Origin of the sequence: Rhodanobacter sp. B2A1Ga4 (assembly GCF_018101315.1) — a bacterium.
In the GTDB taxonomy this organism is placed as follows: domain Bacteria; phylum Pseudomonadota; class Gammaproteobacteria; order Xanthomonadales; family Rhodanobacteraceae; genus Rhodanobacter; species Rhodanobacter thiooxydans_A.
On sequence record NZ_JADBJR010000004.1, the window covers coordinates 212,545 to 234,048 of the forward strand.

8 protein-coding genes and 1 pseudogene are annotated in these 21,504 nt (G+C 59.0%); 7 read left to right on the forward strand and 2 right to left on the reverse strand.

The features are described from left to right. Nucleotides 1–70: 70 nt before the first annotated feature. The 5 genes from IMW82_RS14150 (at nucleotide 71) to IMW82_RS14170 (ending at nucleotide 17,247) form a co-directional block, all read left to right on the forward strand. Nucleotides 71–817, forward strand: coding sequence for an SseB family protein (locus IMW82_RS14150; RefSeq protein ID WP_211004992.1), 747 nt, complete (start codon nucleotides 71–73; stop codon nucleotides 815–817). Between the two features lie 631 nt (nucleotides 818–1,448). Next, nucleotides 1,449–3,632 carry a type I secretion system permease/ATPase gene (locus tag IMW82_RS14155; RefSeq protein WP_211004993.1) on the forward strand — a complete coding sequence of 728 codons (2,184 nt, stop codon included), beginning with the start codon at nucleotides 1,449–1,451 and terminating at the stop codon, nucleotides 3,630–3,632. 5 nt (nucleotides 3,633–3,637) lie between these two features. Next, a complete protein-coding gene (locus tag IMW82_RS14160) occupies nucleotides 3,638–5,059 on the forward strand; it encodes an HlyD family type I secretion periplasmic adaptor subunit (protein WP_211004994.1) in 1,422 nt (473 codons plus the stop codon). Nucleotides 5,060–6,280: 1,221 nt separating this feature from the next. Continuing rightward, nucleotides 6,281–13,744 carry a calcium-binding protein gene (locus tag IMW82_RS14165; protein ID WP_244754338.1) on the forward strand — a complete coding sequence of 2,488 codons (7,464 nt, stop codon included), beginning with the start codon at nucleotides 6,281–6,283 and terminating at the stop codon, nucleotides 13,742–13,744. 524 nt (nucleotides 13,745–14,268) lie between these two features. After that, a complete protein-coding gene (locus tag IMW82_RS14170) occupies nucleotides 14,269–17,247 on the forward strand; it encodes a CHAT domain-containing protein (protein WP_211004995.1) in 2,979 nt (992 codons plus the stop codon). A gap of 260 nt (nucleotides 17,248–17,507) precedes the next feature. On the opposite strand, the gene IMW82_RS14175 is transcribed toward IMW82_RS14170, so the two are convergent. Continuing rightward, the gene (locus tag IMW82_RS14175) at nucleotides 17,508–18,800 is read right to left on the reverse strand and encodes a hypothetical protein (protein WP_211004996.1); all 1,293 of its coding nucleotides are present in this window, start codon (nucleotides 18,798–18,800) and stop codon (nucleotides 17,508–17,510) included. A gap of 16 nt (nucleotides 18,801–18,816) precedes the next feature. Continuing rightward, nucleotides 18,817–19,545: a trypsin-like peptidase domain-containing protein gene (locus IMW82_RS14180; protein WP_211004997.1), complete on the reverse strand. Its 729-nt coding sequence runs from the start codon at nucleotides 19,543–19,545 to the stop codon at nucleotides 18,817–18,819. A gap of 549 nt (nucleotides 19,546–20,094) precedes the next feature. Here IMW82_RS14180 and IMW82_RS14185 point away from each other — a divergent pair. Together IMW82_RS14185 and IMW82_RS14190 are read left to right on the forward strand one after the other, a co-directional pair. Then, nucleotides 20,095–20,238, forward strand: a pseudogene (locus tag IMW82_RS14185) (IS3 family transposase); the annotation flags it as partial. Between the two features lie 181 nt (nucleotides 20,239–20,419). Further along, a complete protein-coding gene (locus tag IMW82_RS14190) occupies nucleotides 20,420–21,478 on the forward strand; it encodes a DUF4238 domain-containing protein (RefSeq protein ID WP_280518375.1) in 1,059 nt (352 codons plus the stop codon). Nucleotides 21,479–21,504: the final 26 nt, after the last annotated feature.

Genomic DNA, 21,504 nt, shown 5'->3' on the forward strand with positions numbered 1-21,504 from the left:
GGCGTCGGAACAATTCGTAGGTGCCGATCGCACCCATCGCCGACGCGAACCAACTTTCGTCGAATGTCGCATGCCCAAGATAGCCAGATCACCACTTGACGCGTTGCTTGAAGCGGCGAGGGCCGCCTCGAATCCCACGGATATCATGGATGCCGAGCAGCGCTTCTATAAGGCACTCATGGAGGCCACGGTGTATGCGCACGTTCCCACCGGACCTGCGCCGCCCGATCGCATCCGGTTCGTTCAGTTCATCAGGCCCGACAACGGACAGACGGTGTTGCCGTTTTTCAGTGATCGGGAACAAGCGGAGGTAGTGGCAGCCGCAGGCAAGGTCATGATCGTGGCCATGGCCGGGCGGCGGCTCTTTGAGCTGACTCGCGGCGCAACCCTGATACTCAACCCTAACCGAGATCAGCTGACGTTCTATCCGCCGGAGATCGGCGCTCTCCTGGAAGGCCGCCCGCTTGGCGTCTTTTCTAGGGAAACGCTGGGGACGAATGAGCAGGTCGGAGTGTGCCTACCATCCGTGCCGACGGATGCCTTGGTGCTGGCGCTCCGTGGTCTCTACGAGCGTGAGCCCTCCGTGCAAGCCGCCTATCTGGTGGAAGCCCACCGCGGGTCGGACGATTCAGACGTTTTCTTGTTGCTCACCTTGGTGGTGGCCAAGGGAAACAACGAACGTATGGTGCAGCTCACGACGCTGGAGCTGACCTCCGTGTCACCGCCGTTGGCGCTTCCCGTTACGATGACGTGCGTTCTTCCCGACGAGCCGCTCCCCGAGCTATGCCATCACGGTATCCAGTTCTACGGAACCTGAGAAGCCAAGGCCGTCGCTCACCACCGACATCCTGATACATCGGCAGCGTCTCGAAGCTGGCTTTGAGTCACGATCCTATGACTATCGGTGATTGGCGATCGTTATCAGGGTTAGGGCGTGTGCTTCGACCCGGAGCGGTTCTCGGGGCGCTCCGGCCGGGAGTGACATAGGGCTGGCTATCTCGGTGCTCCGGGTACGCCTTTGCGTCAGGGCCTTGGAAATTAGCTAAAGAATCGAAATTTCCTAACGCTTGGGCAGCGGAACTCCTTGAAGATGCGCGCTCCGCCGTGATGCAGACAGCTTTGCCGAGCTGACATTGTCGGCCCATGCCGTCAATGTTTATCAGGGAAGCCCGACACGACAAGCCCCAGTGAGCCGCCACCAGGCTTCTATTCAGATGCCCCTCTTACAACTGCGATCTACTTCACAAATGCCGAATTGTATTTGTCATCGTCCGCGGGCAGACTTAGTAAGAAATTACGGTTGCGCACGATGTTGCGTTTCGTAATGCAGGGGCGAGCGCATGCGTGTTGAGAACAGGTATTCCCCTCTGGAAAGAGGCCAATCCCTAACGCGTATTACGTGATGGATGCATGCCTCTCTAATCTTGTATGAGAAGCCGAGGCTGAGCATGGATGGCGCAGTAACTGCTGATGATCTTGCCGACGAACCGCAACGCGAAAAGCTTGAAACTTCGGAAGCGGCCGGTGCCGCAAACGATCAGCCGCTCCAAGGGCTGGTGTTGCTGGCCCAGTTTCACGGTATTGCGGCGGACGCGGCACAACTGCGGCACGACGCTGGCAGGGGCAATCAGCCTTTCGATGAGACCGCGCTGCTGCTCGCGGCTAAGCGCCTGGGCCTCAAGGCCAAAGTAGTCCGACAACCTGCCGAGCGTCTGGATCGCGTGGCGTTGCCCGCGCTTGCCCTCATGAATGACGGCACGGCGTTCGTCGTGGCCAAGGTCGACGATGCGAAGGTACTCATCCACGACCTTGCGCTCCAGCGTCCCAGCATCCTGTCCCGCCATGAGCTCTTGGCTCGTTATGACGGCCGTTTGCTGACGGTCGCCTCGCGCGCCTCGATGGTGGCCGAGCTGGCTAAGTTCGATTTCAGCTGGTTCATTCCGGCGGTGGTGAAGTACCGCAAGCTGCTGCTGGAAGTGCTGATTGTCTCATTCTTCCTGCAGCTATTCGCCCTGGTCACACCGCTGTTCTTCCAGGTGGTGATGGACAAGGTGCTGGTGCATCACGCGATGACCACATTGACCGTCATCACGGTCGGCCTGGTGGTCATCACGCTGTTTAATGTCGTCCTATCAGGGCTGCGCACGTATGTGTTTGCCCACACCACGAGTCGTATCGACGTGGAACTGGGTGCCCGTCTGTTCCGGCACATTCTCGCGTTGCCGTTGGCCTACTTCGAATCGCGTCGCGTGGGCGACACGATCGCCCGCGTGCGCGAACTGGAAAACATCCGTAACTTCCTGACCGGCCAGACGTTGACCTCGGTGCTGGATCTGCTGTTCACCTTCGTCTTTCTGGCGGTGATGTTCTTCTACAGCGGTTGGTTGACCCTGATCGTGGTGATCTCGCTACCGCTCTATGCCATCTGGTCCGCGGCCATCACGCCGACCCTGCGAGCCCGCCTCAACGAGAAATTCGTGCGTAGTGCGGACAACCAGTCCTTCCTGGTCGAAACGATCGCCGGCATCGGTACCGTCAAGGCAATGGCGGTGGATCCACGCATGGTGCGCACCTGGGATAACCAGTTGGCGGGCTATGTCAGTGCCGGCTTCCGCGTGACCCACTTGGCCAACATCGGCCAGCAGGGCGTGCAGCTGCTGCAGAAACTGGTCGGCGTCGCAGTCCTGTACTGGGGTGCCCAGATGGTGATCGACGGCACGCTGTCGGTCGGTCAGTTGATCGCTTTCACCATGCTGTCGGGCCAGGTATCCACGCCGATCGTCCGTCTGGCGCAGCTATGGCAGGATTTCCAGCAGGTCGGCATTTCGATGGAGCGGATGGGCGACATCCTAAACACCCGAACGGAGGCGGGTGGCAGCCGTATGGCGTTGCCGCCGATCCAGGGCCGGGTCACGTTCGAAAACCTCAGCTTCCGCTATCGCCCCGATACCGCCGAAGTGCTGGCGGGTATCAACCTCGACATCCAGCCGGGTGAGGTGGTCGGTATCGTCGGGCGTTCCGGTTCCGGCAAGAGCACGCTGACCAAGTTGGTGCAGCGACTCTATGTGCCCGAACGCGGCCGCATCCTGGTCGATGGCACTGATCTGGCGCTGGCCGATCCCGCATGGCTGCGGCGCCAGCTGGGCGTCGTGCTGCAGGAGAACTTTCTCTTCAATCGCAGCGTGCGCGAAAACATCGCGCTGATCGACCCGGGCATGCCGCTGGAGCGAGTGATTCGGGCGGCTGAATTGGCAGGCGCCCACGAGTTCATCGTGGAGCTTCCGCAAGGTTACGACACCATCGTTGGCGAACACGGCGCCAGCCTATCCGGCGGACAACGCCAGCGCATCGCGATCGCCCGCGCACTGGTGGCCGACCCACGCATTCTCATTTTCGATGAAGCCACCAGTGCACTCGACTACGAGTCGGAGCGCGCAGTGATGGCCAACATGCGTTCCATCTGCCAAGGCCGCACGGTACTGATCATTGCCCACCGGCTTTCCACCGTGAGGCATGCCAACCGCATCGTCGTCGTCGACAAAGGTCGCATCGTGGAAACGGGGTCGCCCGATGAATTGCTGAAGCACCCCGATGGGCACTTCGCGCACCTCTCCCAATTGCAGCAGGGCTGACGCACATGACGAGCAGAGTGGGCGCCATAGGGGACGTGCTTCGGCGCTACGGTCAGGTCTTTCGTGTGGCATGGGCGGAGCGTCGTGCCCTGGAGCCGATTCGGCGCACGCGCGAGGAACTGGCGTTTCTGCCGGCACATCTGGAGTTGGCCGACACGCCCCTGTCCCCGGTACCACGCCGGAGCCTGTGGGTCATCATGGCGCTGTTCACCGTGGCATTGCTTTGGGCCTGTGTGGGCAAGCTCGACGTCGTTGCCGTAGCCATGGGGAAGACGGTTACCAGCAGCCGGACCAAGGTGATTCAGTCAGCCGAAACGGCGGTGGTGCATCGCGTGCTGGTTCATGACGGTCAAGCAGTAAAACAAGGCGAGCTTCTCGTTGAACTGGACGCGACCGCGACTTCGGCCGATAGCAAAAAGGCTGAAGAAGCATTGATCAGCGCGCGACTTGCCGCCGCAAGATCCACGGCCTTGGTCAAGGCGATGGATGCAGGGGCGCTCCCGGCAATGGCGAACGAGGCCTGGCTGCCTGCGGATCGGTTTGAAGCCACCCGGCAACTGGCACTCAGTCAATTTGCTGCCTTCGCGGCCAAGAAGCAGAGCCTTGAGGCGATGGTTGCGCAAAAACAGGCGGAGCTGCGTACGGTCGAGTCGGCGATTGTTCCACTGGAGCAGTATCTGGAGATCTCGCGCACCCGGGTGGTGGACTACGAAAAGCTGCTCGGCAAGGGTTACGTTCCCAAGCAGGACTACCTGCAGCGCAAGCAAGAACGTATCAACGCCGAGCGCGACCTTGCTGGGCAACGCAGCCGCCAAGCGGAACTGCGTTCCGCCATCACCGGAGCGAGAGAAGAGTTATCGGTCACCGTGACCGATACGCGCCGTCAGTTGCTAGATGAGTTGCGTCAGGCGCGCGAGCAGATCCAGCAATTCGAGCCCGAAGTAGCCAGGACCACCCAACGCAATGCCCTCATGCAGTTGCGCGCTCCTGTGGCCGGTACGGTCCAACAGCTGGCGGTGCACACCGTAGGTGGTGTGGTCACGCCCGCCCAGCCCATTCTCTCCATCGTGCCCGAAAACGAGCAGCTGGAAGTGGAAGCTACGGTGCTCAACAAGGACATCGGCTTCGTGCAACCAGGGCAGCGAGCCACGATCAAGGTCGAGAGCTTTCCGTACACACGCTACGGTTACATTGAGGGCATCGTGGAGAGTGTCTCCCATGACGCCATTCAGGACGAGAAGCTCGGGTTGGTCTATCAAGCGCGGGTGAGGATGATGAAGACGGCGCTGGTGATCGATGGTGTAACTGTGCATTTGACCTCAGGGATGACTTTGACTTCTGAGATCAACACTGGAAAACGTCGTGTGATCAACTACATTCTTTCGCCGCTTCAGAGAGGGGCACAAGAATCAATGAGGGAACGATGAGAACAAGGTAGTTAATCGAACCACGGTAGTCATGAAGCTGGAGAAAGTCCAGTTGCCATTGCGAGAGCCCATGAACTTGAAGTCCATCAACACACGGTTCTCATGGGCACCGATGACCATTCGATTGGCTGGCATGGATTCGTGACAAGAGTCCTGCTTCTTGCGACAACAGACGTTTTCTCATGGGAGTCCATTACAGGAACATCTCATTCAGACATATCGCCGCGCACTACCGTTCACATCGATGGCGTAAATGCGGCTCAATGTTTCACACACAGGTAGGTCGTTATGGACAAAACGCTGCTTTCTCTTCTCCTTGATCAGAGTCACCATACTTCGCCTCGGAAACGTTTCACACGTGCCAGCTTGGCCGTCGCATTGATGACAATAAGCGCATTCGCGTCTTGCCCGCAGGTGTCGTGGTCTCAACAGGCCGTCTCTCCAAGTCCAGCAACGCAAGATGAGACCTTAGGTAAGCTTCGTAATGCAGCACTTCGACGCTGTGCCATAGCTAAGACGGAATACAACCTAACACCCGAAACGTGCCAGTCGCTCGTTAATTCACGCAGCGCGGCCTGCGCAACGCCTGCGAGGACGCAGCTATTGGGCGCTGGTAACAATGTAGACAGGCAGAAAGATGCCAAGCGATCCTTCATGGAATGCATTACCCCGCACTACTTCTGCCATGGCGTCGAAGTCAAGGACCTAGTGGAAGCCACGAAATACTGCAGGTCGTAAATTAATGGAGCGGCCGATAGCTCAAGGTCTTGGGGTTGAGTCACCGTACGTCGACGCAATGACTGCACGATCACCCGGTAGGGGCGCCAGGTCATCCCGACGGGTGCCGGCTATTCTCGCAGTCACGCTGCTGATGGTTCTACAAGTTCACGCACAAGAACAACCCATGACGGTAGCAGCCGTCTACGAAGGCCGAGCCTCGGATGATGTGATTTACGCGTTCAAAGTGAAGGGCATACGCCGGACGTTTCGCTGTGGGTTCTGTCCGTTCTATTTCCGAGACATCAAGCGCGGCGAACCCATGGAGCTGCACATCCACCGAGCCGCCATACTTTCTATCACGCTGCCGGACCGTAGGGTCATAGATGAGAAAACTGCTCGACCAAAGAAGTTCCTGTGGCTATTCAAGGTACTTCTATTTATCGGGTTGCCACTCCTACTTCTAAATCACGTCACTAAACGCAGGCATAAGGAGATGAAGCGATGAGTACTCTACCTAGTTGGCTGAAAGTGAAATACAACGTAACCACGAACCAAGTGAAGCTTTCCGCCAAATCCGGCACCCCAGGGGGCACGGCGGGATTTTCCGTAGATCCGCAAGGCAACGTCAGCGTATCCGGAGGTGCCGCGACATCCGGGGGCATGGAGGTCAAGGTTGCCGGGAACTATTCGATTGATGATGGAGGAACGTCCCTTTCAGCCGAGTCAATAACGCTGGGCGTTAAAATACCTGGGCTGTCCGTCGTCGGAGGGACAATTGGGATTAATTTGACTCCAGGACCATGGCTCCCGCACCCCACTGATCCCTACGCACCTCCTATTCCATCGGTACGTATCAAGGCGACGATTGGCACCAAGTATATTGAATTTGATCGGCGCATAGACGATGAGTTCACTACAGACAAATTGTTCGATCAGGAGCTCAACGGATTTTTGTCTGGTGGTTTGTACGGAAACGCTTACACGAAACTTCGTCATCGGAAGCGAGCGATTGACCAAGCGATCGAAGAGGCAGAGGGGAACATCAAAAGTGATAATACCTATCGGATTGTGCGCTACGACCCCGTGGCACTGGATCTTGACGGCGACGGCATAGTCCGGACGAAGGCAGAAGGGAACGCGGATGGGGCCCTGTTTGACAATGATGGTGACGGGATACGCGAAGCCACAGGTTGGGTCGATCCTTCGGACGGGCTATTGGTTCGCGATATCGACGAAAACGGGACCATCGACTCGGGAAGCGAACTCTTCGGCGACCAAACTCTACTTTCCAACGGTCAAAGAGCTTCGAATGGGTTTGCGGCTCTAGCTGATCTTGATTCAAATGGCGACGGAAAGGTGGATCAGTCCGACGCAGCATTCGGCTCCCTAAGGGCGTGGCGGGATCTGAACGGTAACGGCATCAGCGATGCTGGTGAGCTGTTCACTTTGGACCAGCTGGGTATCCTTTTCTTTAATACGAGCCTGACGAGCTCCGCTAACGCAGCAGTCGATGGCGGTCAACTGAAAGGTGGTGGCAGTTTCGAACGACGTAATGCCGATGGTTCCGTCTCCAGTCACGTCATGCAGGACTTCGACTTTGACGTTGACACGCTTCACACCCGCTATAGCGAAGCCGTGGTGATTTCTGAGCAGATCAAGCTTCTCCCAAGTCTGCAAGGCTTCGGCAAGTTGCGCGACCTTCAGGCAGCCTGTGTCGCGTCACCCGTATTAGCGCAACTCCTGGCAACCTACGCGACGGCGACTACGCGAGATGACCAGCGCTCCACGCTCGGAGCCTTGCTATTTGAATGGGCCAAGACTAGCCCGTCTTACAGCGACGACGACATCGTTCTCCACGCCTCGGGTGGTGTGCTGGATCCTAACTCCACGAATGTCATCAACCTTCGGCCCAACGAGGTTATTGCGAACACTCCACCCGTGACGCTGGATGACGACACGCGACACATGATTCGGGTCGTGGAGGCATTACTCGGGTACCAACCAATCACCGATCTCTGGTGGGGTAGCTCGACCATTGAGTCGTATCGCAAGGTGTACGACACGTTCTTTGAAGATTCGTATATGACGCTGGCGACTCAGACTCGTCTGAAGGCGTATATCGACGCCATCGGGTTGAGCGTGTCCTCGCAAACCCTTCGACTGAGCTTTGACTTCACAGCGTTGGATGAAGCGCTCACCGCGAGGCGAGTCACCGACCCGTCGAATGCCTTGCTGGACCTTGCTGAGTTGATGCAACTCCAGGGGGAGGACTATATCGGCATGGGTTGGGATCAGGGCGCGACGCTACTCAGGCAGTGGTTGGGAGAAAGTATTGATCAGCCAGGTGTTGCTAGCACGATGGCATCGATCGGCGTTTTCTTCAGTCAAGGCACGTCAAACTTTGCAGCGACCGGAAGCAGTAGCAACGATGTCATCGTGGGGCGGGATCAGGTGGCAGGCCAATCCGAGACCCTAACCGGTGGCGCGGGCGCTGACATCATGTTGGGTGGTGGCGGCTCCGACTCGCTAGAAGGCGGCGCGGGCGATGACATGTTGTTAGGAGATGACGGTAACGACTCACTCTCTGGGGGTGCGGGCCACGACATTCTTCAAGGCGGTAGTGGCAACGACTCTCTGCGAGGTGGGGTCGGTGACGACCAGCTCGTAGGCGATGGCGGCAATGATTTTCTTAGCGGCGACGCCGGTAGCGATCTCTACGTTTTTGGCCAGGGGATGGGGCACGACACTATCAATAACTACGACGTGTCGGCGGGCCGGAAGGACACGTTACAATTTGAAGCGGGGCTCTTACCGGAGGATCTACGCGTCTGGCGCAGTGGCGATGATCTTTGCATGCAGTTTATCGGCACAGATGATCGAGTCGATGTGCAGTACTACTTCCGCAATGACGGTGCCAGTGACTACCGCCTGGATGAAATCCGCTTTGCAGACGGTACGACGTGGAATATCGAGGCGGTGAAGGCCATGGTCCTCGTCGCTGGTAACGGCAACGACGATATCTACGGTTACGAAACCGACGATGTCATCGTGGGCAGCGCTGACAATGACTGGCTGGTGGGTCGCGGTGGTAACGACACGATCTCTGGTGGTGCCGGTGCGGACAGCCTCAGCGGTGACGATGGCAACGACACGCTTTCCGGCGACGATGGCAACGACTCGCTTTCGGGCGGTGCCGGCAACGACGTTCTGTACGGTGGAACCGGCGACGATCGTCTGGCCGGCGGTGATGGCAATGATCGCCTCACAGGTGGTACAGGCAGCGACTATCTGACAGGTGACGCCGGCAACGATACGTATGTGTTTGCGCGGGGCGATGGTCGCGACACCATCTACAACTACGACGCCGGTGTGGGTCGGATCGACAGCCTCGAATTCGCTGCAGGCATTGCTGCATCGGACGTAATCGCCACGCGAGTGGGAGACGACCTGTCGCTACAGATCAATGGCAGTGACGACCGTGTCTATGTGCAGCAGTATTTCCGGGACGAAGGCGCGGGCGCGTTCCGTCTGGATACGATCTGCTTCGCCGATGGGACCGTGTGGAATGTCGACGCGGTCAAGGCGCTGGTGCAGGTGGGTACCGATGGCAACGACATCCTCACCGGTTACGTAGGTGACGACGTGCTGTCCGGTAGCCTGGGCGACGATACGCTGACCGGCGGGGCGGGCAATGACACCTTGTCCGGTGGAGCCGGTGCCGATTTCCTCGACGGCGGTGACGGAGCGGACACGCTGTCGGGCGAGGACGGCAACGACACGTTGACCGCCGGGTTGGGCGACGACCATCTGCTCGGTGGTGCCGGCCTCGACGCGATATACGGCGGTGAAGGCAATGACGTGATGGACGGTGGCTCGGACCGTGATTGGCTTTCCGGTGAAGCGGGCGACGACCAGCTTGATGGTGGCGAGGGTGACGACGAGATCCATGGCGGTGCCGGAGCTGACACCCTGGCAGGCGGAACGGGTAGCGACCTTCTGTACGGCGGCCAAGGCGATGATCGCTATGTGTTTGCGCAGGGTGATGGCAAGGATAGGATCTCGGACACGGAGGGCCTGAGCACCCTCGCGCTTGACGGGTTGGCGGCTTCCGACGTGCGCATGCGTCGCGACGGTACCACCCTGGTCGTCCGGTTCGCGAGCAGCGCCGCCGACGAGATTCGTTTTGAGCAGTTCTTCGATGCGGCTACGGGACTGGCGAAGATGGCGTTGGCCATCGACACCGGATCGCTGTGGAGTCTTTCTCCTGAAGACATCGATGCGCAGGTGCTGCTGGGCACGTCGGTCGACGATGCCATCTTTGGCAATACGCTGGGCAACACCATCAATGGCCTGGCTGGCCTGGATGTCGTGCATGCCGATGCGGGCGATGATGTCGTCGATGGTGGCGATGGCAACGACCAGCTCTATGGTGAAGCTGGGAGTGACCAACTGGTCGGCGGTGCCGGTGACGATGTTTTGGAAGGTGGCGACGGCTTGGATACGCTTTCCGGCGGCATCGGCAACGACCAACTGAATGGCGGCACGGGCGAGGACATTCTGGACGGCGAGGATGGCATCGACCATCTGGCGGGCGGCGCGGGCAACGATGTGTTGCGCGGTGGTGCCGGCAACGACGTGCTCGATGGTGGCTCCGACCAGGACCAGATGTCCGGTGGTGCCGGCGACGACATGTATGTCGTGGATAACATCGGTGATGTGGTGGTCGAGGTGGCGGACGAGGGCGTGGACACGATCCAGAGCAGCGTCAGCTACACCTTGCCGGCCCATGTTGAACGCATGGAACTGTCCGGCTCCGCGTCAGTCGACGGTTTTGGCAACGCGCTCGATAACGAACTGATCGGCAATAGCGGCAGCAACCGTCTCGAAGGTCAGGACGGCGACGACGTGCTGCTGGGCAATGGCGGGAACGACACGCTTGTCGGAGGCGCCGGCAACGACCAGCTTGATGGCGGCTACGGTGTCGACCAGATGACCGGCGGCATCGGCGACGACACCTACGTCGTCGATACCGAAAGCGATGTCATCGTCGAGCAGGTCGGCGAAGGCTTCGATGTCGTCAATGCGCACAGCAGCTATTCCCTTTCCGGGAATATCGAAAAGCTGGTGCTCGTGGAAGGCAGCGGTGCCTGGCAGGGCACGGGCAACAGCAGCGATAACACGATACTCGGCAACTCATCCTCAAACCGACTGGATGGTGGCACGGGTGCCGACACGTTGACGGGTGGTCTAGGTGACGACACCTACGTCGTCGACAACGTGGATGACCAAGTTGTCGAAGCACCCAGCGAAGGCGAGGATACGGTCGAGTCGAGCATCGACTACGCGCTGGGTGCCACGCTGGAAAACCTCACCCTGCTGGGCACGGCCAATCTCAACGGCACTGGCAACGATCAGGACAACGTGTTGATCGGCAACGATGGTAACAATCGTCTGGAAGGCGGCTTGGGAGCCGATTCGCTGCATGGTGGGTTGGGCAACGACTACTTCATCGAGGAGTCGAGTGCCGATTGGGTCTACGAAAACGTCGATGAGGGGCTGGATACGGTCGAGCGCCGCTACGAGACCAATCTGGTGCTCAAGGACAATGTCGAGAACCTGATTCTGGCCAGCGGTGTCACGACCGGCAACGGCAACGAGCTGGACAATACGATCACCGGCAACACCGGCGACAACACGCTTGGCGGCTGGGACGGTGATGATCTGCTGCAGGGCCTGGCCGGTGACGATGCGCTGTTTGGCGGCAACGGCAGCGACCGTCTGACGGGCGACGCCGGCAACGACTACCTCGACGGTGGTGCCGGGATCGACCAGCTGGAAGGTGGCGCGGGCAATGACACCTACATTACCGACGATACCGCGGATGTCGCCATCGAAGCCGCGAATGCGGGCACCGATGCGGTGCAGACGACGGCGTCGTACACACTCTCCGCCAACATCGAGAACCTGTTCCTGATGGACGTCGCCGGTGCCATCAATGGTACCGGTAACGCGCTGGACAACTACCTATCTGGCAATAGCGCGGCCAATGTCCTGAACGGCATGGGCGGCAGCGACACCATGGTCGCTGGCGGTGGCGACGACTTGCTGATCGGTGGTACCGGCGACGACAAGTATGTCTTCGATGCGACCAGCGGCAGTGATGTGGTCGACAACACCGGCGGCGGCAACGATGGCGTCTTCTTCACCAACGGCGTGGACCGCGCTCGCCTGTCCTTTGGCCGGGACGGCGACGACTTGTTGATCTTCGTCGACGCCGCCACGACGCCATCGGTGCGCGTGACGAACCACTTCCTGGGTGGCGACGCGGCGATCGACTATGTGCAGCCCGATGGCGGCTTCATGCTGACGACGGCACAGATAAACCAGATCGTGGCTGGTGGCGGCACCGGTGGCCAGTACGATCAGGTTATCGAGGGCACGGCTGCCGCGGAGCAACTGGTAGGCAGTGCCGGCAAGGACCTGATCAAGGGACTGGCCGGTGACGACCAGCTGTTTGGTCTGGCGGGCGACGACATGCTGCAGGGTGGCGATGGTGACGACTACCTTGCTGGCGGTGATGGCAGCGGCAGCGGCTCAGGCGTGGATCGTTTGGAAGGCGGGGCTGGCAGCGACACCTTGAGCGGTGAGGATGGCACCAACATGCTCCTTGGCGGTGCGGGTGACGACAGCTACGTCTATGGCGGCGGGCAGGACACCATCGACAACACCGATGGGGGCTTCGACGGCGTGTTCTTCAACGACGGCATCACCGCGTCGCAGCTGGGCTTCAGCCGCGATGGCGATGATCTGGTGATCACGGTGGACGACAATACCAGCAGCACGGTGCGCGTCACCAACCATTTCCTGGGTGGCGACTACGCGATCGACTACGTGCAGCCGGCCAGCGGTTCGATGCTCGATACCGCCGCGATCAATGCCTTGGTGGGCGGCGGCAGCGGCGATCCCGGCACGCCGGGAGAACCCGGCAATGACAGTGACTACACCACCACCGTCGATGGCACTGCCGCTGGGGAGCAACTGCTCGGTACGAACGGGCGCGACCTCATCCACGGGCTGGGCGGTAACGACACCATTTTCGGCTTCGGCGGCGATGACAAGTTCGTCGGCGGTGACGGTGATGATTACCTGTCCGGTGGCAACGGCTCCTTCAGCGGCTCGGGTAACGACATCCTAATCGGCGGTGCTGGTGTCGACACCCTGGTGGGTGAGGACGGCAACGACCTGCTCCTTGGTGGAGTCGGCAACGACAAGTACCTCTGGCAGGCCGGTTCCGGCAGCGACGTGATCGACAACACCGGCGGCGGCACCGATTGGCTCTTCTTCAACGGCGTCAACCGCACGAGGTTGAGCTTCCATCGCAGCGGGGACGACCTGATCATCTTGGTGGATGGCGACGAAGCCCAGCAGGTGCGTGTGCAGAACCACTTCCTGGGTGGCGATCTTGCCATCAGCTATGTGCAGCCCAGCGACGGCTACGCAATTCCCGCCTCGCAATTTGGAAGCTTGCTCACGCCGTTACCTGCAGGTTTCACGGCGGCCAGCTTCTCGCCGTCGTCAACGTCTGCCATGAGTCTTGTGCCAGATGCTCAGGCCATGGCGTTCGGAACGAACGATGCCGCCAATTCGGTAACCGACAGCACGTCTTCCGAAGTCCTTTTGGACAAGCGCGGACGTCTCCACGCCGCACTATGGGATTGGCCGAGCGAGCAGGGTTCCATCCATCGTGAATCGCATGTTCGCAGCATAGATAGCGTCGCGCGCTTTGGAGAGGGTGTAAGCGTAAGTCGTGAGGCGCAGCAGTTGATCGAAGCCATGTCGCGTTTCAACCCCGTTTCCGGAGCATCGGAAAGTCACGAAAACAGTGCTTGGAACGGTTCAACTCTGACGCTGAGTCATGTCACGGATCACCCGTTCAAGCAGCGTTCCATGGTGTCCGCTTTGTAGTCGAGAACTGAAAGCACGTAAGGTTTGGGGTGCCGCTTCAAGTTTTTAGAGGCGGCACCTTCCAGGCCAAACAATGGCGACCGGTCTCGCGGGAGAGAGGCCGTTTTCGACGCCGACCCCCAACGAGGCCTAAAGGGTGACAATCCAAGTTGGGAGACTTCTACTGGGCGAAAAACCGATGCCCGCGCCGAATCGTTACACCCCAGATCCGAGTTACAGCGGACATTCGCCCACTTACTGGATGGGATCTTGCATGCCTTGCCCCTGCATATCTCCAAGGTGAATCATCTAGGGTTCCGGAGACACTTCTGAGAGATAGACTGTGGCTCAGACATCATGGACGTCGGGATCAGCGGGTCGCTATGAATCAGCAGAACGGTTATCGGAATTGGGAGCCAAGGATCCAGCAGGGACTCGCTCGGTGCGACCAAATGCTTGCCAATGGAGAGGTAGGAGCGGCGCTAGCGCTACTAGAAAGCTTAGGGCTGGCGAACGCGTCTGATACAAACATGCTAGGCGTCCAGATGCTGCACGCTGCAGGCTTGCCAGATCAAGCCTACAGAGAAGTAAAGCGCTTGGTACTTCCGGATGACCCTGCCCCAGAAGCATTGCTCCGCTTAGCGCATGTATGCGCAGACGCCGGTGCTGATGCAGAAGCGAAGACCTTTCTTGATCCTATAGGCGACGAAGCATTCCCGGTGGACTCGCTGTACGTAGCGTCCCGGATAGCCCAACGAATTGGCGCCACGGATCTTCAGGCCCATTTCGAGACGCGCATGATTAATGAATACCCCTCCTGTACCGGCGTCCAGAATCTTGTCTGGCAGCGGGCCCTAGCCGAGGAGCGCTTCGCCGATGCGGCGATGGCGCTCCACGCCGAGTTCATGGGCTCCCGTGAGTCCCTTTTTCGTTTGCAGCAGCTCGCAGATGCGGATTCGCCTGATATCGAGGCGATGGTGGGACTGGCCCACGTATCACGTGACAACTTGGTGCCCCTAGCTGTTCTTCGATACCTGCTTGCAAGACAGAAGGTCTTAGCGGCGCTTGAGGTCGGAGTCCGCCTCGTCGGATCGAAGAAAGAGGACGAGGTTAGAGGAATGCTGGCCGCTCTCGACGCATTTCTGCTGAGGAGAGGGGCAATTGATTTCTCGCTCGTTGAGTCCAGAGTTGTGGACATCATCAAGGGAATCGTTGGCTACTTGGCTGTGCGTCCGGAACGGGGCTACGTCCGACAGCGCCTGATAGAGCTGCTGTCAGTTGATCGAAGTGGCGACATCGGGCTACCACTGATCCTGAAGGTTATCTTCGATCTCATTGCTGAGGGAGGGCTCATCCTCGGCCCAGATATGTCGCCCGCACCTAGCTCATTTGGGGCGCTAAAGAACAGCAATTTCCCAGAGACTTGCGCGCAATGGCTCGTGGATCGAGAGCCATGTATACCTGGTAAGACCAAGCTGCCGCGCGAGCTAATCACTATTAATCCAGACGTGTGCATGGCAACCATCTGCGCGCTGATGAGTTCAGGGGCCATAGCAGTTGAGTCCGTCGAGGACACCAATGACTTGAAGAACTGGCTTCTCCTGGGGTGTGGTGTTGCACCTCACACCTCTGCGCCCGACTTCACAGTCGTTTTGTTCCGGGTGGCAATGACTAGGCTCGCTAACGCCGGATACCCACAACAGGCCAGAGACCTCTGCGAAGAGCTGCTCTCACAATGCAACGATTCACGGTCCAGGGCACAAGCTGCATGGTTCAGCATGGCCGATGTCTACAGTCGTCTCCAGGACCGTCGAACCAGCTTGGTTGCTTTTGCGTGTGCCATTGCAGGCCCCAACATCGGGCAGACGCCGCTGACCAACTTCAATGAGATCAACCTCTGGGTAAGACTGCTTAGGGAGTCCGAACTACTTGACCATGCCCTGGAAGCGTTGGAACTATCTAACAGCGCTTTGTGGTCTAGCGGAAGCTATAGCGAGCATCGGCACCAGCAGATCCATATTGGACTTACGATCGAGTTCGAAAGGCTCATTCGCGACGTCCCAGCCCGTGTCGACGAACTCCCTGACCTCCTCCGACGTGCCTCTGAAGGTGCGCGGGAGGCATTTGATAGAGGTGAGGAAGGCGTTCAGGCGATGACGCTGCTCGGCCAGCTCATCAGGCTTTCCAAGACCTTCAACGCTGATATTCCCGATGGGGTAGCTGAAACGTTGAGCCTACTGGCCGACAACCCCTTCTCATCAAAGCGGTTCGTTCAATCGCTGGTAGATAGCAAGGATCCGATCGGCGCTCTTTGGGTGCAATACAGGTCTTTAGAGCCGGCAAAGTTCGCTACCGATGCCGCGTACGACTCAGCGCAACTGACCGTCGCCGCTAGGACCATACTGACCCTTGAGCGCAATCGCGTAGAGCCCAAGGAGCTTTTGCTGGTGTTTGAGATTTTGGCTGACAGGGGCGTCGCCGCCCCGGGATGGACGCGGCATGCAAGCCCCCCTGTCGCGTTCGGATCCAATACGGAAATCACGGAAGTAGCCGAGTATCTGCGTGAACGTGGGATAGCGCTAGTGATGGCTTCGTTCGACAACCGCGGAGAGCTAGTCTCCCTGAGGTATGAGGAAGGTCAGTTCAGGCTTGTGGAAGAAAAAGCCTTCAGCTACGAAACCTTTAAGAAGTGGTCCAGGAAGTACCCATATGACTACTGCAAGGACGTAGGAACCCAGAGCTGGGAGAAGGAAGACACGATGCAACGGTCCCTGACCGGGTGTAAATGGGAGGCTCTCCCATCGAGCGCTACCCTTGTCGTGATGGAATCAGAACTGCGTTCGATGCCAGGCAATCTGCTGTGGACCAACAACGGCTTTTTCGGCACCTATCAACCTGTTGGTGCGGCACCGTCCCTAGCTTGGCTCGCGCAGTCGTTCAAACGCCTTCCTGCTGCCTCACCGCGACTAAACGCCTGGATATCCAACGCCGGGGATCAGACACAGACACTCAACGTACTACTTGGCTATCTGCAGGGAGAGTTTGAGGACCATGGCGTAGTATTGGATACCAGCAACCAGCCGCCCACCGCACTGGCAGGCTCGGATCTAGTGTTTATCGCGGCCCACGGACAAGTCTCTCCTGAGGGCAATTACTTCCATACTTTGAATGACGAGGGGACGCTGAAGGTCCCGGCTGACGTGGTCGCAGCGGCTGTTCGAAACTCGCGTGTGGCGGTGTTGTTTGTTTGCAGCGGTGGCCGCTCAGACAAGGTGCCGGACGCCAACACCACCAGTGGCTTAGCCAAGCAGCTTCTGTCCATGGGCTGTTTGACGGTCATTGCCTCCCCTTGGCCCATCGAAGCCATGGTCGCAGCAAGCTGGGCGCCGAAGTTCCTGAAGCATTGGAAGTCAGGCAAGGTCGCTGTTCAGGCCTGCCACGATGCGAACAAAGAAATTAGCGGTGATCCCTCTCGAACCTTGGCAATGAACCTCTATGGCGATCCCTGCCAGACATGGGTCTAGTCTCGTGACTTGAGAGTCGGAATCTCTACAGGCCAATTGTCCTAGAATCTGAATTGCCCCGGGTTCTGATCGACGTCCACCCCCGCCTTTATCGCAGGACGGTGCCTCATTTGAGGGCGGGCAAGCGATTAGGGCGCGTTATCGGGGGTAGGGCAATTCAATTAAAAGCCGCCGACAGCCCACAGAGGCTGTGACATCTGTGCCATTGGCAGCCGGCCTTCTTTTGGGATCACTGATCCACCTTCCAGTGATTGCAGAACTTAGAGGACTAGGACGGCGTTCAACTGGGTTTCGCACTCGACTTTGGATTTCCCATTGATCTTGATGGAGTCCGGGCTGAGTGCACCTGTTGGGTGCTTGTCCTTACTGCCGGCCTCTTGCAGCGCCCACAGAGCGCCGCGGGCCGCTATCCGTGCGTTCGGATCGCTGGGTGCAGCAACGCACGCTTTGAGGGCGGTAATGGCCTGCCCCTGCACCTTGTCGAAATCGGCCTTCGCGGCGGCGTTGGTAGCGTCCTCGGCTGCTGTCGCGTCGTTCCCGACGGAAGGAATCAATGCCCTCTGAAGCTCTTTGGTGATCGAGTCTTGAGTCGCTCCGAAGACATCTCCCACGAATTGCAGGAACTTGGAGGGGTTTTGGGTTTCGGTAACGAGGGCCTGCAGCAACATAGGAGTGGGCTTATTAAACGACTTGACGGTGAACCAGTTGCTTTCAAACGGGCTGCGCATCAGGAAACGCAGGTGGTCAATGTCGTCTTGAGAGGGGCATCCCCTCCCGGACGGATAGAGATGGTTTCTGTCAGTCGTTTTCCTTGTCCAGGCATCTTCAGCGCACATAGCGTCCTCAAGAGGACTCTTGGCTAACTTCAGTCGCTCGCTGAGCTTCATGGCACCAAGGGTAATCGTCGCACCACCGCCTTTTGAGATATCTGTGGCCGCCCCGACCTCGCTTAAGGCGAACGCGACCATCACGTAGCGCGTGCCCGAGGGACGCAGGAGGTTTCTGCTGGCAGGGCTGTTCAGGACGGCTTCCATCGGCATGATCGCGTTGGCCGACTTATCTGTAGACGTGGTAAACCTTCCAACAAAGTAGAAATCCGGCGTCGCTGCCAGATCGAGTCCAATGCGCCAGAACTTGCCGCTGACGGTGTCTGGCGTCGCTGAGAAAGACGCCCCAGGAACGCTGTAAAAATCGGCGCCGCTATCGTGGTGCTCTCTGAAGAACCACCCACGCGCCACGAAAACGCAAGGTGGAAGACCTTCATCGGTCTGGAGCTCGATATTCCGGCGGGCATTGAGTGTCTGCGTGTCCAGCTGACCGGCTGCCTTGATGGCGTCCCCGATTTTGGAGACGCCCTTCGCGATGACCGCCGAGCCTAAGGCCACAAGGAGCGCGCTCTCCCCCTGACCAGGACAAGGGCCCATCACAGTCTGGGTGTCGTAGTAGACATCTTTGCCTTTCAGCGCCGCAGGTGGCCCCTTGCTGCCGGCAACAGTCACGCACGATGACAGTAGGACAGCCCCTGCCAGCACAAATACGTACCGAATGAACATGGCACTCTCCTATGCCCTATGCCGTGATGCGGACGGCGCTGTTGAGGCAACCGTTCTCCGCGTGGGCCGCGCCCGTGAGATATTCCCGTGAATCTGAAAAATAGCCCACATGGATGCCGCACACTTTCTGGTGGTAGAAAATGGGACAGCCACTGTGGCCTTCGCCGGTTTCCGCCTCGTATGTGACGAAAGGACCCACCACGCGCCCGGTTCCCGCGTGCTCCACCAAGACGTCGCCCTGGAAACCGATCGCGCGATACAGTTCGTCGTCAGGCAAATCCAACTGTGCCTGGCAGTCTTCTCCCGCTATCGGATCGATGTGGATACGAGCGAGGTCGAAGGGCGAGCACGGTTGCCCGACGCCGCGGCGCCTGTAACCCGGGTCAATCTCGATGCTGCCTGAGGGCACCGGGATCCAGCTCGTGCTGTTCGCGAAACGGATGGAAAAGGTCTGGTACCCGGCGACGACATGGGCGGCCGTCAGAACAAGTCCGCTTGCGTGGTACCAGCCGCTACCCTGCGAGGTCACTGCGCCGTCGTCTCCGCAGCTAACCGCACAAATGCGCCGGTAGGGCGGCCTTGTTAGGTTGGGAGCGGAAACGGCCGTCCACCTCGGCACCTCTCCGCGATAACCGAACGTTCGGCTGGTGAAGTCACGAGTGATGGGGGGGCCGAGATCATCCACCTTCAGATATGCCCGCCCCGGGCTTGCTGGCTCTACGTTTCCATCCTTGTCGTTTGACATCGTCAGTCTCCTGCTGCGAAGAAAGAGACTGACAGACCGTGCCCGAACAACGGCGACTGTCTGTGGCAGTCGGAATGAAGGGTCGAATGAACAGATGGCAGCAAGAACGCCAGGTAGTAGTGGGGTAACTGGCGTAGCGGGGACAGCGCGAGGCTGGCGCGTGTGGTGGGGGGTGGCCAAGGCTCGGCGACCTGCAAGGCGACGGGCGGTCTGTCCGCCGACGAAAGCTGCGACCCACGCGACACGTCCATGACGCCTCCTGCGAGATCCCTGGCTAGCCTTTCCCCTGCGTGTACTTCGGCTGAATTGCTGACCGACCCGGACACGTGACGGGCGTACGAAAGTACGGAGAAATTATCGGGCTCGCCAAGATGAACTGGAAATGAATAAGCGGCGCTTCTGGTCGGTGTCCGCCGTGGTTAGCGGGCGCCTGGCTAAACGGTTCTATCAGGGCACGGCAGCGCAGCGCCGCGATGCCCACACGTGGTTTTACAAGGGCGCGTCTCGCACTGCTACTGCGATCAGTTGCATCACGCCAGCGAGCAGGTCAACAAGGGCTGGTTGATCGACTTCATGTCTGACGCCTTGTGGAATGGCCGACGCTTTCGCGCGTTCAACGTGATCGACGACTTCAGTAGCGAGGCCCTGGCGATCGAGATCGCCATCAACCTGCCTGCCGCGCGTGTCAGGCGAGCAACCGTGGGATGTGCAAGCGCAGACTCTGAGAACAGGAAGGATACGGTAGCAACCGGACATCGTCAGGTTATGGCTCTGCCTTGTGATTTTGCATGCGCTATCCAGCCCGGGTGCTTCTTGTCTCGACCGGTGAGACCACGCAGCCCTATGCTCGGCGAAGCCGATCAGGGGATACATGATGTCTGGCGTCAATCAGCACTACCTACCGCAGTTCCTCATGCGTGGCTTCGCCACGAAAGGAGGGACTATGAAAAGCCCCGTCTACAAAGCTGTTGAGCACCACAAGTCGCGTGGCGTGATGCACGCCCGCAACGTTATGAGCATTGGTGCGCAGCGGAACTTCTACGGCAAGGAAGGGCCTGAGTCCATCGACGACGCGATCGACCGCCTCGAGAGCAGGCTGGCGCCGGTGGTTCGTCGGCTCAATCTGGGCGAGCTGCTCTCAGACGACGACATCCCCCAGGTCGCTTCACTGGCGACGCATCTGGTGATTCGTGCGAAGCACATGCGCTCGCTTCTAGAAGATGGGTTCCGGGAGATGGGCGGGCTGATGCGGAGCTATGCAAATGATGGACACCTGCTCGAACGAGGCGTGCAGCGTATTGATGACGCGGAGCTCGCGCGGATGATCGAGGAGGAGGCAGCAAAGCGTCGTGTGACACTGACGCCGGGGCAGAGACACCTGTTCAAGAACCTGGCGAGGGCCAAAATTCAGCGGAAGAAATCGGATCCAGTCTTCAAAAGAGAGCTTTCTGAAATCATTGAGAGCGGGGCAAACAGGTTCGAGCAGGAGGCCGTCGAACGTTCGGAGCAAACCCACCTTAAGGCACTTGGTAAGGGGCTAGATCCTGCCCCGCGCGTTGCCCTGTTTCAGCAACTGACATGGTCGGTAGCTCACTTCTCAGGCGAGATGCTTATCTTGTCCGACGTACCTGTCGTGGCGTTTTCCGCAGATGGAAAGGGCATGAGCGCCGTCTTGCACAAAGACAATCCGCCGGCGTTGGTTGCCTTGCCCATCTCGACTGAGCGAGCGTTGATTGGTTCATCGGTCGAGGGGCAGTTGCCCATTGCCGATGACATCAATCGGGTAGGGGCTAAATTCGCGCACGAATTTTTCATTACCGAGCGCGCCACGGAGGTCACACGAGCACTTGTGGCCTCGATTGGTACTGCACCGACAATTTTCGATGACCCGGAATGGCGAGAGATCAGGCGAACGGCGCCGAAAGAAGACTAGACTTAATAGCGGACGCCTAGTTTGAG